The sequence below is a fragment of the Lentibacter algarum genome (genome assembly GCF_018860975.1).
GTDB lineage: Bacteria > Pseudomonadota > Alphaproteobacteria > Rhodobacterales > Rhodobacteraceae > Lentibacter > Lentibacter algarum_A.
Genome location: NZ_JAHKQI010000010.1, coordinates 179,374 through 196,022 on the forward strand (window position 1 = coordinate 179,374; position 16,649 = coordinate 196,022).

The window sequence follows — 16,649 nt, forward strand, 5'->3', positions numbered from 1 at the left end:
GTCAGCTCGCTTCCTTTGCATTTTGAGGCATCGCCGAGACCCTAGCCGCACGCGCAGCGGGGTTTTCGGCGTCTTCGATACATCGCCGCAACCGGGCTGCCAAAACCCTCACGTTCGGTTCCAGTACCATTGAGTCATGATCCCCGGGAACTTCAATCACCTGCACCAAAGGAGCATGTTCCGTCCAGTCGTTGTCGGGCGTTACATAGCTTCTCTCCGAGCTGACCATCGCACCGTTTGACACTTTCCATTTGCCGCTTAGAGGCGGACGGAACAACGCCAAAGGACCATCCCATGCCTGCAATTTATACTGCCCGACAGCCTCAAGAAACGCTGTTTCGATGTCTGAGTTGTGAAAGTTTACTTCAGAAATATCAGCGTCTTGAGGGACACTTTTAAACCTTTTAGTGAACTCCCACTTCACCCGTCGAACCAACCATTTAAGCGGATAAAGTATCCCTCCTGACTTCAACTCTTGAAGTTGAATCAGCGCGCGATCACCAAGCTCAAGTGGCCGGCGTTGCGGCAGAGGTGTGTCGAGCATGACCAGCATCATGACGTCTTCACCCTGCGCCCGAAGCAATTGAGCAATCTCTAGCGCAATAATCCCGCCACCAGAAAACCCACCCAACATGTAAGGCCCGGATGCCTGCACTTGCTTGATCTCGTTGAGATAGTCTTTGGCAGCTTCGGGTATCGAACGATGCGGTGCCTCATTCCCATAGAGCCCGCGGGCTTGCATGCCATAAAACGGCCGGTCGGTTCCGAGCAAATGCGCCAGATGACGGAGGTTCAGCACATTGCCAAACATGCCCGCAACGAGAAAGAAAGGCCGCCTTGGCCCACCCTCGCCCTGATGCATCGGCACGAGGTGCGTAAAGCGGCGCTCGGGCGCGCGTGGTGTTTCAGCATCCGTTGCGTCGGAAGATGGCGCGACATGCACACCTTCCGCTTCAATCAGTGCTGCACATTTTTTGATCGTGGGCGCTTCAAACAGCACTGAAATCGGAAACTCGACATCAAAGGCTTTTTTGACTTGTGCAAACAAACGCACTGCAATCAACGAGTGACCGCCGAGATCAAAGAAATTATCGTCAGATCCAACCTTCTCAACGCCAAGCAGCGTGCTCCAGAATTGGCTGAGCTTCTCTTCAATCACCCCTTCTGGTGCTACATAGTCTGTATCCAGATCAGGACGCTGGAAAGTCTGACCTTCAGTTTGCTGGCTTATAGAACCTGCCTCGGCCTGTGCCTTCAAACCCGCAAGATCAAGTGAGCTAATCACCAACTGGGCCCGCCCTGCTGACAATGCCCGCAAGAATGCCTCAGCGCCTTCGGGTGGTGTGATCCCCATGCTCAAGTTGTGACGCAACCGCTCTTCTGCTGGCGGCGATTGGTGCTTTTGTATCTGGTCATCAAACTCCAAATCAGTCGGGCGCACAGGCGCACGGGCAAATCCTTCTGCTTCGTCCAGTCGCCGGATGGTAAATCCGCGTATCTCGGCGCAAACTTCGCCAGTTGTGTCACACAAAACGATGTCAAAGCTGGCTGCGCCTGCTTGAACAGTGTTCTCGGCTGCATTTTGCACCCAGCTAACAAGCTCTTCAGGTAGGTCACGATAAACCCGCAGTGCGCCATAAGACACGGGCACCCATAAGTGGCTTGCAACGTATCCTTCAATCAGCTCCATTGCCCAACCTGTTGCAAGGTCCATGATCCCCGGGTGAAGCAAGCAATTGTCACCCGACGCAGCCTTAGGCAACGCCAGCCGAGCAAGCCCCTCGCTCTCGCCTAAAGCAGTCTCTTTCAAAACCCTCCAGCGTGGCCCGAAGTTAAGGTGTTCTTCCTGCGGTGAGCGCAACGTCCGCCCCTCTTCTGCAAGCGTAAACGCTTCGCAGCGGTCAGCGATCGGAGCGAAGTCAATTGGTGCCGGCTGGGGCATGTCTGTCAAAACCAAAACACCTGTGGCATTGGTCTCAAAGCCTTGCCGACCATCAAAATCACGCGAAGACTGCACCTTAAACTGATAGCCAATGTCGTCACGCTCTAGAGTTACACGCAACTCCCGACTCTCGTCATCGGCCACTTCAAGGGCGCGCAAAAAGTAAAGATCGCGCAACTCGAACGGCGCAGTCTCTCCTTGAGCGTGCAGCGCCTCCGCGGCGAGTTCCAGGTAGCCCGTTCCCGGCATTAATGCGTGGTTTTGCTTCGTGCGGTGTTCATTCAATATCCAGTGTCTTGTCGTCAACTCGGCTGTAAAGAGACGGTTACCTGCGCGGTCAAACGTTGCCGCCTGCAGCAACGGCGCTTGCAGGTCCTGCCGCGTTTGGTCTGGCTGTTGGGCCGTCAAACCAAGCGCATCGGCGGCCATGCCGACTTCTGCCCAAATGCCCCAATTGAGTGCGAGAACCTTGGTTTTCCCGCCGCTCCGCGACTTGGCATATGCGTTCAAAAACTCGTTTGCAGCAACATAGTCAACTTGCCCTACAGGCGCTGTGACAGTGGAGCTTGAAGAGAAGAGAACCATACAATCAAGCGTCCCATCAGGGAACAACTGACCAAGAACTTCAGTGCCGTGCAGCTTGGGCGTAAACACGTCTTCGATCTCGGCCATGGTTTTACTCAGCAAAGGCGCATCGTTGATCGCACCAGCAGCATGAATGACACCGTGAATGTCACCAAAACGTAGGCTGACTTGCTCAACCGTGCCGCGCATGTCTTCGATGTTTGAGACATCGCCCGCGACGACCATGACCTGCCCACCGAGTGCTTCGAGTTTTTCAACCGCAGCAATGCGACGTGAAATGCTGTCATGCGAGCCGTGTCGCAGCTTTTGAGCCTCCCACTCATCTCGGGGCGGCAAAGCTGTTCGCGCGAGCAAAACAATTTTTGCGGCGTAATCGCGCACAAGTTTCTCGGCAAGCGTCAAACCGATGCCGCCAAAGCCACCGGTAATCAGATACGTGCCTTCCTGTCTCAGCGGCAGTTCGGATGTATCCTCAACTGCAAGGTTAAACGGCTTGAACACTTCTTCAAAACGACGTTCGCCGCGTATCGCCGCGATGGCGTTGTGAGGCGCTGCAAGCAACTCCTCAAGCAACAAAGGCAACAGCGCTTTAAAGCGATCCCCCTTACGTTTTGTATCCGGCAAGCTGATATCAACCATAGCAGCAGTAAGGCCTGGCATTTCGCGTGGGATCATCATTATCGGGCCACGCAGACAGCTCTTCTCCGGATAGACCAGCGCTTCACCTCGCACAGTTGCCGCGCCGGTTGTAAATGCTGAAATCGCAATTTCCGACCAATCGGCGGCAGCCATAGCTTGCGCCAAAAAGAGCAGTGAGTAGAACCCTTGCTCTTGATTGCGGTGAAAGAAGCTCGAGCCAGCGCGGTGCGTTTCTTCATCTGTTACCAACCAGAAGTGCGCAATTCGTGTCGGCTGGATGCTGCGAGCGCTAAGATCTTCAACCAACAAATCATAGCCTTCACGGCCACGTTCCGGTGACAATACATAGCCGCCACTTGCGTCACGCCCAAAGGCATCTCCGGCGCGCAGTTCAACAACTTCGTGCCCGGCATTCCGCAGGGTGTTGGCAAGCGCTTTCCCTAACCCCGCCTCGTCCATAAAGAACAACCAACACTCCTTAGCAGCGTCTTTGAGGCCGTGGACTACATCAACGTTGCAATCAGCGGCAACGGGTTTCCAAAAAGGGGCAAAACCCCAGTTTTCAAGCTCCGGAATACGCGCCAAATGACTTGAAGCTTGCTCTACGCGGGTTTGACCTGGCTCGATGAAATACGGTTTTTTCTGAAACTGGTAGGTAGGAAGCGGCAGGCGATTACGCCGCGCATCCCCCCAGACTTGCGCCCAGTCAAAACGACCGCCCATCGCCCAGATGCGGCCCAGTTGCGACACGAACCAACGGTCGTCGGCGATGGCATCGTCGGGGTGTCGCAAAGCCGATATCACTTGATCACGCCGGATGTTCGGACATTGTTGTGCCAAAGACGACAGCGCTCTGCCCGGCCCCATTTCAATATAAATCCGGTTTTCACGCGCGCTCAGAGTCTGCACACACTCCGCAAACAAGATCGTGCCGCGCAGGTGTCCGACCCAATAGTCCGGGTCGGTCGCTTGATCATCGCTAATCAACGCACCAGTGCGGTTTGATACAAACGGTATGACTGGCGCATTTAGAGTGATCGAGCGCAAATAGTCCCCGAAGCCCTGCAAGATTGGTTCAAGCATGCGAGAATGCGCTGCGATGTCGATCGCCACGCGCTGACAGTCAATATCAAGCGCCTCAAGCCGCGCCTGCAAGCTCGCAAGCTCGGCGTCTGGCCCTGAAGCGACTGACAAGCCCGGTGCATTCACTGAGGCCAGATCCAGCGTCTCACCCAGATGTTTGCGCAGCTCTTCTGCTGGCAAGGATACAGACAACATGCCGCCCGCAGGCACTGTATCAAACAGCCGCCCGCGCAGGTGCACCAAGCCTATGCAATCTTCAAAACTCATCACACCAGCGAGACAAGCCGCCGTGTTTTCGCCCATCGAATGCCCGACCAAAACATCAGGCTTCACGCCCCAGCTGATCCAGAGTTGTGCCAAAGCGTATTCAACGATCATGATTAGCGGTAGCTGCACCGAAGGGCGCTTAAGCATTTCGTTCGCTGCGTCTTTCTCGTCGGGAGCCGGCAGCCAAAGCGGCTTGATGTCATACTCAAGACGCGGCTGCAAAACCTCAAAGCCACGGTCCATCCATTCGGCAAACACCGGCTCGGTCTCGTACAAATCTTGCGCCATTCCGGCATACTGCGCCCCGCCCCCCGGGAACATAAAAACAGTATCCGGCGCGTCCATGGCCTGATGGGTAAACACGCGGCGCGGGTCGTTTTCTTCGAGCAACTGAGCCGCTTCTGCTGGTGTTTCGGCAACTAGCGCGCGCCGTTTCTCAAAAGCACGGCGCCCCTCCTTGAGCGTAAAAGCAACATCAGCCAGATTTTGCTCAGGGTTCTCACGTAAGTGCTCGGCAAGAGCTTTCGCATTGCCTTCAAGCGCGGCCTTAGAGCGGGCCGAAACTGTCATGATCTGAAAGGGCCAGTCGCTCGCATCACTTCCCTCAGATTCTGGCGCTTCCTCAACAACAACATGCGCATTCGTCCCGCCGACTCCAAGTGAGTTCACCCCGGCCCGCCGCGCTGTAGAGCCGCGCGACCAAGGTGTCAGCCTGTCGTTAACCACAAAGGGCGAATGCTCAAAATCAATCGCTGGGTTGGGCTTTTCATAGCCCAGAGACGGCGGCATTTCGGCATTCTTGAGCGCAAGCGAAGCCTTGATCAGACTGGCAACACCTGCGGCTGTGTCCAAATGCCCGATATTGGTTTTGACACTGCCAATGCGACACCTGTGCTCACTATCTGAGCCACCAGCGAAAGCCTCCGTTAGCGCGGCAACTTCGATCGGATCTCCGAGATAGGTTCCTGTGCCGTGACATTCAACATAGTCAATTGTTTCAGCCGGCGTTTGCGAAACAGCCAAAGCCTCTCTGATCGCAGCCGCCTGCCCGTCAACCGACGGTGCCAGATATCCGGCTTTTGCAGCGCCGTCATTGTTGACAGCACTGCCCTTGATAACAGCCCAGATATGATCTCCGTCGCGCAGCGCGTCTTCCATCCGCCGCAAGACAACCGCTCCCGCACCCGATCCGAAAACCGTGCCCTCTGCTCGGTGATCGAATGCATGACATGCTCCGTCAGGTGACAGAACCTCACCTTCCTTGAACACATAACCATGCCCGTGCGGAAGCTCGATTGTCACACCGCCAGCAAGAGCCATGTCGCACTCACCTGTCAGCAAAGATTGCGCCGCATAATGCGTAGCAACAAGTGAAGTCGAGCAGGCGGTTTGCATGCTGATCGACGGGCCTTTGAGATCAAACACATGGCTGACACGCGTGCTCAAGAAATCTTTATCGTTGCCGGTGTGGCGCAGTAAAAACATGCCAACGTCATCGACAAGCTCGGGGTTGGAGCAGATGTTAAAGTAAAAATAGCTGCCCATACCGCAACCAGCGAAAACACCAATCGGCCCGTCAACGCTCTCTGGCGGGTGACCGGCATTCTCAAATGCTTCCCATGCAACTTCGAGAAATTGCCGGTGCTGCGGGTCAAGAATGGCCGATTCTTTGGGGGAAAACCCGAAGAAGTCACCATCAAAATACTCGAACTGATCCAACATGGCAGCAGCAGGAACATAGTCGGGCCGCGCAAGCAGTGCTTCGGAAACGCCAGCATCGCGCAACTCGTCTGGTGATAGTTTACGAATAGATTCAACGCCTTGACGCAGGTTCCGCCAATACTCATCAATGTTACCCGCACCGGGAAGATGCGCCGCCATCCCGACTATTGCGATATCGTTTTCGTCGTAGTTCTTTAAAATTGTTTTGTTGGACATACTAAATACAATCCCCAGAAGGCCTTCAAACGCCCGGGAAATATCTCACAAAAATGCGTTATAAATTGGGCATGTGCCTAAGTTTACCAAGACTATGCGCTGTTTTTAAAAGAAAAGACAGATTGTTTCCTCTCAGTAAACAACCGTAACCAATGCACTGATCTCTTCAGCATTCATCCAAAGCGCCAATGCGATAACCGCAAGGCCAAGCAATGCAAGCACCGCGTCATGAAGCACGTCCCAAGCACCGGTGTGTCGCGAAAGCCAGACAACAACAGGGTATGCCGCTATTATTGAAAGCCCCTGCCCAACAATCGCACCAACAAGGCCAGCGACTTTCAGTCCGACCATCAAAAACACCACCATCAGCACCGCTTTCGTGCCCGCCAGCACAAAAAACCGCTTGCTGTCGCCAGCCGCCAAAGCCGCTTGATCATAGGTCAGCGCAATGATGAACGGGATCTGCATACAAGCGATCAACACAGTGATAGCACCAGCGCTTTGATACCGCGGATCATACATAAGCTCGACCAAAGTTACGCCAAATACCGCAAAAAACATGACCAGCCCCAGCAGAGTACCCGACACCAGGAACCGCATCTTCCTGAGTTTCAGAAAGTTGCTATGGCTCGCCTTGGGTGGCCACTCGCGATAAACTGGTATGAGCATCCTGTTGACCAAAACCCCGCCCATAAGCAGCGGAAAAGACGCGAGAAAATAGCCGATATTGTAAACCCCGAACTGGTCTAATGGCAGGTATTTCCCGATGAGTAACTTATCCGCCTGACTGATGACAAATCCGGCGACGGTTGCGAGGAATATCCACTTTCCAAAGTTAACAAGCTCTTGCGCTGCCGGACGCTCCCAGCGGAACCGATTGCGTTCCCCCGGTAAAAACAACTCGTAAATCACAAACTCCGCCAGCCCACCTATCAGGCCAGAAAGGATCAACGCCCAGACCGACTGAAACATGTAGGCCAAAACGAGGGCACTGATCACGCCGATCGCTTGACTGACCATGTCGATCAACGTGATCCGACCCAGCAACAAATGCCTGTTGGCCTCTTGATAGCGGGTGGTGCAAAACCCCTTAATCACAAGACTAAATGCGGCCACAGGCAGCATAAATGCAAGTTCCGGCACCTCGTAGATCAGCGACACCGGCCAAGCGAGAAGGCAAGCAACGACCCATAAGAGCCCGCCTCGAATAACTTGAATGGTCCACGCTGTATCAAGAAAATCCCGTTCATCGCCACGCTTTGACTGCAAAATTGCAGGAGCGACGCCAACGTCGGAAAACATGTTGAGCCCCATAAGAAAAACAGAGATCAGCGCCATCAGACCAAAGGCCTCAGGAAACAGAAGACGTGTCAATATCAGGTTCGAGGCAAGACGCAGCCCTTGGCTCCAGCCAAACCCAAAAACAGTCAGACCAGCACCACGCAGAACACGCGCTGCCAGACCGGAAGATTTCTCGGTGACGTCAAGGTTGCTCATCGCCCGCGGCTCCAGCCGTCCTCGCCGCCAAAGCGTGTAGCGAAGATAACACTCGAATACACTGCAAAGCCGATCGGATCTTTCAACACAAGCGACAGCACCGAGAGCCGACCCAAACTGAGCTTATCATCGTTCTTCATAAGGTGCTGATATTTTGACTTTATTTCTGTCACGCCGGTGTTTTGCCGACGCCGAACTTTGATAAGGTTTGCGTAGCCTTCAACCAATGGCCACGCGTATTTGCCCCGTAGTTTCAACCGTTCTTCGGGCGCGAAGCTTAGGCGGACGTAGGTGTCGTCGGATATGATGTCCGGGAACTTGCCCCATCGTCTTCGGCCCGATGCGCTGACGCCGAAGAGGCCGCAGCCAGGGGTGCCGTGGGTCATGAAAGGCACCTTTGCATAGATCCTCGCATAGGCGCGTGTGGCCCAGCTTTGCGCCGGTGCGATCACACATTGACCGCTGGCATAAATCGGTTTTTCAGACTGCAAAACCCGTGCCAGTTGATCAAGCAAACCAGCCCCCAAACGCACGTCGGCATCAAGGTATGCGCGCGCGCGGTGCATGGCTACCGCATCACCGGCATTGAGAGCCCCCATTTTGCCGCCTTCAGCGAGATCAAGAACCGTAAAATCCCACCCCATTGCTGCAAATCGCGGCGCATATTTCCTAGCAACATCAACGGTTTGATCAGAGCATCCGTTTGCCACAACGACAACTTCAATCGGCATCGGAACCGGAATAGAACCCGATCCATACCCCGGTTTCGGATCAGATTTCAGCAGGGATTCAAGGCACCCGCCGATCTCCTCTGCCTCGTTACTGGCAGGAAGAATGATGCTCAAACCTGCCATGCGGAACCCTCCCCAACGAGAGGGTTGCGCAGACTTGGTTCGGCGGTGCAAACTGCCCGTGAAATCACGTTGGTGTTTGCCTCGTTTGCATGCTGTTTACGGGTCGAAAAATGGGAGCGAATTGACTTGGTAAAAACCCACGAAACTCTCGAAAAAATTGGCATTTTGATCCCTCAGTTCCCCGGTCAAACTCATATGTTCTTTTGGCGTGAAATCCTTGAACTACAGAACTTGGGCACCAATGTGACGCTCTTTAGCACCCGCCCTCCGGTGCAAGGGCTGATCTCTCACGCCTGGTCGGATCAGGCGATGCAGAATACAACGTATCTGGTTGATTTTGAACCCTTAAATGCACTCGCAGCCATGATAAGGGTGCCACTGTTCAAAATCTGGCGTGATCTTGCCAATGAGCCGTTTGAATTTGCCAAGGATGTGCTGGTTTCACTGCCCGCGGCACGCCGGCTTGCCAAGGCTTGCAAGGCGGAAAACATCCGTCATGTTCACGCGCATTCTGCACGGCGTGCCGCAACAATTTGTGCCCTCGCCAAGCTCATGTATGGGCTGGATTACTCACTCACGCTGCATGGCCCGATGTCAGATTACGGCCCCGGGCAGGCGTTCAAATGGCGGCATGCACGCTTCGGCACGGTGATCACAGAAAAGCTGCGCGGCGAGTTGCGCGAGGCTATTGGCGACGATATGCCCAAGGCCACGTATTTGCAGCCAATGGGCGTTGATACCGATGATTTGCAGCGCCCCGCGCCCTATGCCCCGCCTCACCCCGCGGCCCCTCTCAAGTTGTTTTCCTGCGGTCGTTTGAACATTGTCAAAGGCCATCAAGACGCGATGGATGCGGTAAAAATACTGCGTGATCAAGGCATTGATGCAAAACTTGAGATTGCCGGACAAGACGATGACGGCGGCGGCGGCTACTACAATGTGCTTCGTGACAAGATTATCGAGCTAGAACTACAAGAGCATGTTACTTTGCTTGGAGCGATCGACGCGGATGCAGTCAAAGACAAAATATTGCAGGCACATATCTTTGTGCTGGCAAGCTGGCACGAGCCGCTCGGTGTCGCCTACATGGAAGCGATGAGTTGCGGTGTGCCGACAATCGGAACCGACGCAGGCGGTGTGCCGGAACTGATAAGGGATGGCATCGACGGCGTGCTTGTCCCGCCGAAAGACCCTGCCACGTTAGCCACCGCAATTGCTGCGCTTGCAAGCGACACAACGCGGCTAACTGCGTTGTCAGAAGCCGGACGAAAGCGCATTGTCGAGGGCTTTTCTTCCAAGCGTGGCGCCGAAACTCTGATCGAAGGCGTCTTGCAGGCCGAAAACCACGCATGACGCCAATTGGCGTCATAGTTAACGCCTCACCAGCGCCCAAAAAGCCAAGCTGTGACTCGCGTGCATACCACAGTGCATACCGCAGTGCATAATGCGTGCTGACAGTTTTGAGCGGCCAATGGTTAAGACAAATTAACTTAACGCAGCGCGCGTTGCCTTTGTGTTAGCGCTTCGCTGTGAGCCGGTATTTACGCGTCGGCTCTTGCGAAAAATACAAGGTTTCGACGTCACGCAGCTGTGACGTAACCGATCCTCGTGTCGCGAGGACAAGCCCATCGCGGCTGCGCACTTCATACTCGGACGCCTTCCCCGGCAGCTCAACAATGTCAAAGCCGCCGCCACCATGAAAGTGATCAGCCCCACCCATTGAGCGCATCACGTCATCACCCGGCCCGCCGACAAGCGCGTCTTCTTCGGGTGTTCCGATCAGTTCGTCAGGCCCCTGCCCGCCAAAACGGGTGATGCCCTGCAAAAAAGTGCCGGGAGCCCGCGGTTCGGTATCAGGCGCGAGCGCGTTTGCGGCCATCAGGGAGTCGTAGCGCGGGTTTACGTCTTGCAAGTGACGTAAAGCACCCCAACTGCCGTATTTGGTTGCGGGCGCGACATCAACAAAGGCATTGAAAAGCTGCCCGCCTTGCGCCCGCCAGCGGCGCAGAAGCTCTTCATAAAGCTTGCCGACTTCGCCGTGGTAGTTGAACGACACAAAGAAGCTTACCAAGTCTTCATCATTCAAGGCTTCGCCATGCGGGGTGACGTGCGTGCCGCCCTCATACATGATCAGATCAAGGCCTGACCTTTCGGCAAGGCGTGCGTGATACGGCCAGAAGGTATCGGTAAGCTCGGAAAATGACCCTTCCCACAACAGTTCAGCGACTTTCGGGTAGGCTTCATCAAACTTCACCGGTGCGATAGCCTCTTCAAGCAGTTTGCGCTTGAGACCGCGTTTGCGCGCTGCTGCCTCGGCGTTGGCGACAGACTTTGCCACGATCTGTCTGACTTTCGGCAGGTTCTCTTCCTCTAGCCCCAAGTCAAAGCCGAAGTAGCCGGACACAGCGTAGGCATCAAAGCTGTCTTGCGGGGGCTTACCGCCCTCGGCGACAAACAAAGGCGCTGTCATGAACGGCTCTTCAAGGCCGAGCCAACCGGTATGAACGCCCATGACCCGCACCAAGCGGCTCTCGGCTTCAGAGCCGTAGACCTCGCTCCAGATGTTCATGACTTCAGCGGCGCGCAGGCCGGCAAACTGCATCCAGCCGTCACCCTCGGCTTTTTTACCCCAGCGTTTTGTGGCCTCGGCAACATTCCATTTTGTCTGCGGGAAGATGTGGTTCCAGACCTCGTTCGAGTATTCGACATAGGTCATGAGGCGCGGGTCAAGGTCACGCTTCACCAGCGCGGCAAAGTGGCGTGAATAGGCGTCATCGGCGGCGTGCGGCATGCAAAACCAAGGGTCGGCGCCGACTTGATTTGCCAGTGCTATCATCACTTCAGCTGGCACACCGCGCCACGCGTAAGAGAAATGCTCAACTTTCGGGCGGCCTTCCCATGTGCTCACAGGTGAGCCGTTGGTGAGCATCCAGTCCATAAATCTGAGCGAGCGCGCATTGGCGATCACCTTTATCCAACCGGGATTGAACAGCACACCAGCGTCATGCAACGGGATGTGATCTTCGCGCACAATCTCGATATCTCGGATGTAGTTGCCACTGCCTTGTGGATCAGTCTCGGTGATGGCGATAGCCACAAGGCCTTCGCCGGGCGTGTAGTCAAGCCATGTCTCGTTGTCGCTGCCACTCATGCGCTCGGTTTGACCACGGCCCGCGACCGAAAGTTTGCCCTCGCCTTTCCAGCGGATACGGTAACGCCCTGCCATATCGGTTGCGGCTTCGGGCTGGTCAGTCATCACAAAGGCTTCAAGCTTGAGCGCGCCATCGGGGATGAACTTCGGGTAGCCGTGGTCATCAAACACACCCGCTGCGGCGAGGTCCTCCGTCGGAAAAGCGCCCCATTGTGCCGCCGAATGCCCGATCCACGGCCTCGCGGTTTTCATGATGTTGATAAACGGGTGCTGGGTTGACCAGTCAGATATCCCGTCCAGTCCAAAGGCCAGCGAGGGGTTTGCGACTTGCCCTTGAGGCGTATCAAAGCTGGCTTGCGATGGTTCTAGCACTGGTTGCAGTTTGATTTGTGGTTCCTCGGTGGGCGTTGGCGTTTGAACCGCGCGCGCCTCTTGCGGCGATCCAAGCAAATCAGCAAGCCGTGCGGTGATCGCTGGCAAGTTGTCTTTCACCAACGGATGCAGGCTGTCCGGCAAGCTGATGTCGCTCGGAGCGGGCCGCCCGAACAGCGCCGGATAACTCGCCAAAGCCGCTAGAAAATAAAGTGTCGGGGTGCCGTGCGGGGCATCATCAATGTAAAGGTCTGTCGCCGCGAGCTTGTTAAGCGGGGCTTCTGAGAACAGAGTTGAAAGGCTGCTCGCAACCGGGATCAGACTGACTTGCGCATCAGGCCGCTCAGCCTTGAACTGGCTGATTAGGGTTACATACCAGTCATGATACTCGCCGCGGTTGAAGCCATGATACTTGCGTTCGCCGGCTGTGCGCGGCGGAAAGTTCCCCGCGATGCCTGCCATCTCCGCCCAGCCCTCGTAAACAAGCAAGGGGCGCGGCGCAACGTGGGTGTCATAGAGCTTGAGCAATGTTGACAGAGGCGAGGCATTATCGGCATTGGCGCCGTCATAGGGCGCATCGGGCGACTGATACTGCACGAAATTTGCCGGATTGGTGACGATCGCTGTGAACGGCGTTGCAGCAAAACTCACGTTGTCGCGGTTCCACGACGGGCGCACACCGGTGATCGACCAGTTGGAAAGCGGCTTACCCTCGCGTGCAAAGTCTCTCAGAAAGCCCCATTGCCCGTCGGCGCTAAACCCTTGCCCATCGGCCTCGGCCAGCTTGCCAAGCCAGTAAGGCACAGTGGTTTCGGCACCGCCCTCAAGGTGGTTTATCAATGAATTGCCAAAGAAATACACCCGCGCATCTTTCGCCGCTAAGCCCTGCGTCGTCAGCACCCAAACCAGTGCCGCTGCCATCCATTTAACTAGCATCTCATCTCCCCGAAAAAGCTCGCCAAGTGTTGCGCTTGGCGCAAATTCTTGCAAGCATGTTTAAGGCCTTTATACCGCTGAATAGGGTCCAAGCCGCGATTTTTAGGGAACAAAATGTCAAACGACAGCAATGTATCGGCTTCTGACCCCGATTGGAGCCGCGAAACCATCCAGAGCTTTTGGGATCCGGGCCGCAAGCTTCTGCGCGCGATCCGCCGCTATCAGGCCCTGCAAAACCGGAGAGGCATGCTGGCCAAAATGGCCTCGAAATACTGGGTGCTCAACCATTGGTTCTGGTCGCTGATCACCCAATGCGAAATTCACCTGACAACCGAAATCGGCGGAGGCCTGCGCTTAACACATCCGACAGGTATCATCATTCACCCCAAAGCCAAAATCGGCCCCAACTGTATGATCTTTCACCAAGTCACCCTCGCCGGCCCTGTCACCTTGGGCGGTCATGTTGATATCGGCGCAGGCGCCAAGCTGATCGGTCCACTCACGGTTGGTGATCACGTCACCATCGGCGCCAATGCAGTGCTAACAAAAGACGCCGCCGACAACAGCACACTCGCAGGCATCCCCGCAAAGCCAACGCACTAACTTTTTCTTGGCAAAATATCCCGGGGGTTCGGGGGCTGGCCCCCGTTGTCGGATTTTGCGCAGCAAAATTCGATCAATCCCCTCAGCTAAAGTCAAACCTCCGCAATTCATCACCGGCGATAACAGCCCGATACAACTGCTCCGCATGTGCTCCCTTTTGCGCCCAAGTAAAGTTGCCATCTGCATAGGTCTGCGCACGCTTTGCACATTCTGCCATATGCGCAGGTTCGGCGGCGCAAGCTTCAAGCCGTTCGGCAAACCCGGCGACCATCGCGTCAATCTGCGCTATTGGCACTGCATCGCCTCGGCCCTCAGAAGCCAAAGCCCCGGGGGCTCCGTAGTCTGCAACCAGACAGTGCATTCCGCAGGCCATCGCTTCGATCACCACGCCCGCGCCGAGTTCGCGGATCGACGGGAAGATGAACCCGTCACAGCGCCGCATCAAATCCGCGACTTCGCTTTGGGTCTTGCGGCCTTCCATAGTCACACAGCCTTCAAGGCCGAACTCGGCGATCACCGCACGCATCCGCTCCTCTTCCGGCCCGCTACCGAGAATGTGCAAATGGTGCGCTTGCAAGGCAGGTGACGCGGCGAAGGCGCGTATCGGCAGTTCGGGCAGTTTGTAGGGCACAAGCCGCCCCGCATAAAGGAAGTGCAGCTTGCCGTCATCCCCGCGTTGCCCCGCAGGCTTGGCACCTTTGGTATGGAAAATCTCCGGATCAAAACCGATCTCCGGCACCATAACAATGCGCGCGTCTTCAACACCCGTCAGGTCAGCGCGGGTGTGCTCGAACGCGGTTAGCACAGCCGCGGCCTTACGGTATGTGCTGCGCGCATAGGGCAAGTATTTATACAGGCCACGCAGGCCGCGCAGCTTCTCTTTTTCGCGAGCCTGCTCCTCAAGGAACTCTTGCGGCCAGTCAAGGTTGCCGTTGAGCGGCCCGATCAGAAACGGCACCTTCACTTTGCTGGCAATGTAGCTCGGCAGCGTCGGTGACATCGGCGTGATGCGGTGAACAATGTCAAACTCTCCGGCCCTAAGCGCCGGTTTGAAATGCTGCCAAACACCACGCTCAAATGCGAGATACGGCAGGTAGTTCATCATCATCGAGGTTGACCAAGCCACCTCCTCGCCACCGCGCAAAAACCGCGCGAGTTTGAACATCGGTGCGGCCAGCCATTCCGTGTCAATATAGACAACGTTCAGCCCCGCCGCCGCCTTTTCGATGTTCTCGCGATTGCGCACATGTGTCGCCACCGTCACGTCACAATGCTCGGCGATCTCGAGTGCATATTTGTAACCCACGATCGGTAGCGAGGGCCACTCGGGGTTGCACTCATCAGCGAGGATCAGAACTTTAAGTCGCGCAGCCATAGTCACTCACATGATTGTTTTTATGTTCATTTTTGCCTCGCGGCGGGTTGGTAGCGAGCCCTCGGTATAGGCAAGCAGCGCCCCCGAGAGCAACCAGGTCAGCGAGGTGATGGTTGCGTTTGGCAACAAGTCAAACAAGTTGAAGCCCAGGATCAGTGCCAAAGCGCCAAGGTAAGGCGAGACATGTTGCTCGCGGCCGAGCACAAAGCTGCGCGAAAAGAGCACAAACAATGGCCAACTGAACAACACAAACTCGGCCAGATACCCGACCCAGCCATAGACCCCGATCGTAATGATCCACCGCCCGTCCGTCACCGTCAGGATGCGGCCAGTAACAGGATCAAGGATATGGTTGCGCCCCCAGCTTCCCCATCCGAACACCGGCTTTAGCAGCGCCCGGTCAAGCAGCACCCTTTCGTTGTCAAAGCGAAACTGAAGCGAGCCTGCGCGGTCCGGATCAATCGCGGTGGCCTGTTCAAGCATGTATTGCTCCGGGATATACTCGAGCCCTTTCAGGATAGGGTAAGCCACAGCAAGAATGCCCAGCACCGCCGCCAGCCGAAACTGCCATATGCGCCCTGCAAACAAGATAAACGGCACCATCACCGCCGCATAGCCCAGCGAAGCAACTGATTTGCAGATGATCAGGATGAACGTAAAGTAGCCCGTAAAGACTGCGTAGATGACTTTAGCTCGCGCTTGAGAATGACGAAACAATGCAGCGGCGGCGGCCAGCATCATCACAGCGAACAGCGCCACCCACAGACCGTGATACAAAAACACGATCGGGCGGAATCCACCGAAGCGGATGAGCTGGTCAAAGTAGTGTTGGTAGTAGCCGTATACCCACAAATTGAGCTGCGGGCTGAGCCGCACTTCAAGCACCATTAGCACCGAATAAATCGCCCCAAGCACCACAAATGCGAACAGAATATCGCGTTGGTCGGCCTCGGATTTCAAAAAGCTATAGGCCAGAATGAAGGGCATGAGAACCATAGCCTGCTGCACCATCAGGGCGACCCCTTCAACCAGCCGCAACCCTGGCAACCCAACTTGGCCAAAGAAGATCGGTTCGTCGTTGGTCAGCACTGTCGCGAGCGGCGTGAGCACGAAAACCACCATCAAAACCTTTACAACGTTTGATTTTGGCAGCAATATCAACTGCTTGTTATACATGAACAGGCATATCAGGAAGGCAACAAGCGCGGGTATGCTTTCTTTGTCGAGTGGCGGCATTGCGGGAAAGTCAAACACAGTCGGCGGCGGTGGCAGGAAGAGGTAACTAACCAGCAGTGACCATATCACTGCGCGCCCGACTGGCAGTTTACGAAACATAACCAGTGAGATCAGAGGCCAGCTTGCCAGTGTCAGAAAGGCGAGTGCGTTTGGCATTTCGTCGCTTTGTTC

General features: G+C 55.6%; 8 protein-coding genes. 2 read left to right on the plus strand and 6 right to left on the minus strand.

The features are described from left to right. Position 1 precedes the first annotated feature (1 nt). The 3 genes from KO498_RS16185 to KO498_RS16195 form a co-directional block, all read right to left on the minus strand. Entirely contained in the window at positions 2-6,454 is a 6,453-nt protein-coding gene (locus tag KO498_RS16185) for a type I polyketide synthase (protein ID WP_215960962.1), read from the minus strand. Positions 6,455-6,586: 132 nt separating this feature from the next. Next, positions 6,587-7,951 carry an oligosaccharide flippase family protein gene (locus KO498_RS16190; protein WP_215960963.1) on the minus strand — a complete coding sequence of 455 codons (1,365 nt, stop codon included), beginning with the start codon at positions 7,949-7,951 and terminating at the stop codon, positions 6,587-6,589. Beyond that, positions 7,948-8,805 carry a glycosyltransferase family 2 protein gene (locus KO498_RS16195; protein WP_215960964.1) on the minus strand — a complete coding sequence of 286 codons (858 nt, stop codon included), beginning with the start codon at positions 8,803-8,805 and terminating at the stop codon, positions 7,948-7,950. The genes KO498_RS16190 and KO498_RS16195 overlap by 4 nt, the downstream gene beginning before the upstream one ends. Before the next feature lie 126 nt (positions 8,806-8,931). On the opposite strand from KO498_RS16195, the gene epsE reads away from it, so the two are divergent. After that, positions 8,932-10,158 (plus strand): exopolysaccharide biosynthesis GT4 family glycosyltransferase EpsE, encoded by a 1,227-nt coding sequence (epsE, locus tag KO498_RS16200; RefSeq protein ID WP_252731507.1) that lies wholly within the window; start codon positions 8,932-8,934, stop codon positions 10,156-10,158. 163 nt (positions 10,159-10,321) lie between these two features. Here the strand turns inward: epsE and KO498_RS16205 are convergent, their stop codons facing one another. Next, complete coding sequence (locus KO498_RS16205) at positions 10,322-13,264, minus strand: calcium-binding protein (RefSeq protein ID WP_252731508.1); 2,943 nt, start codon at positions 13,262-13,264, stop codon at positions 10,322-10,324. A 114-nt stretch (positions 13,265-13,378) separates the two neighbouring features. Here KO498_RS16205 and KO498_RS16210 point away from each other — a divergent pair, with 114 nt between their 5' ends. Further along, complete coding sequence (locus KO498_RS16210) at positions 13,379-13,867, plus strand: serine acetyltransferase (protein WP_215960965.1); 489 nt, start codon at positions 13,379-13,381, stop codon at positions 13,865-13,867. Between the two features lie 82 nt (positions 13,868-13,949). Here the strand turns inward: KO498_RS16210 and KO498_RS16215 are convergent, their stop codons facing one another. Continuing rightward, a complete protein-coding gene (locus KO498_RS16215; RefSeq protein WP_215960966.1) occupies positions 13,950-15,242 on the minus strand; it encodes a glycosyltransferase family 4 protein in 1,293 nt (430 codons plus the stop codon). 6 nt (positions 15,243-15,248) lie between these two features. Continuing rightward, positions 15,249-16,634, minus strand: coding sequence for a hypothetical protein (locus KO498_RS16220; protein WP_215960967.1), 1,386 nt, complete (start codon positions 16,632-16,634; stop codon positions 15,249-15,251). Positions 16,635-16,649: the final 15 nt, after the last annotated feature.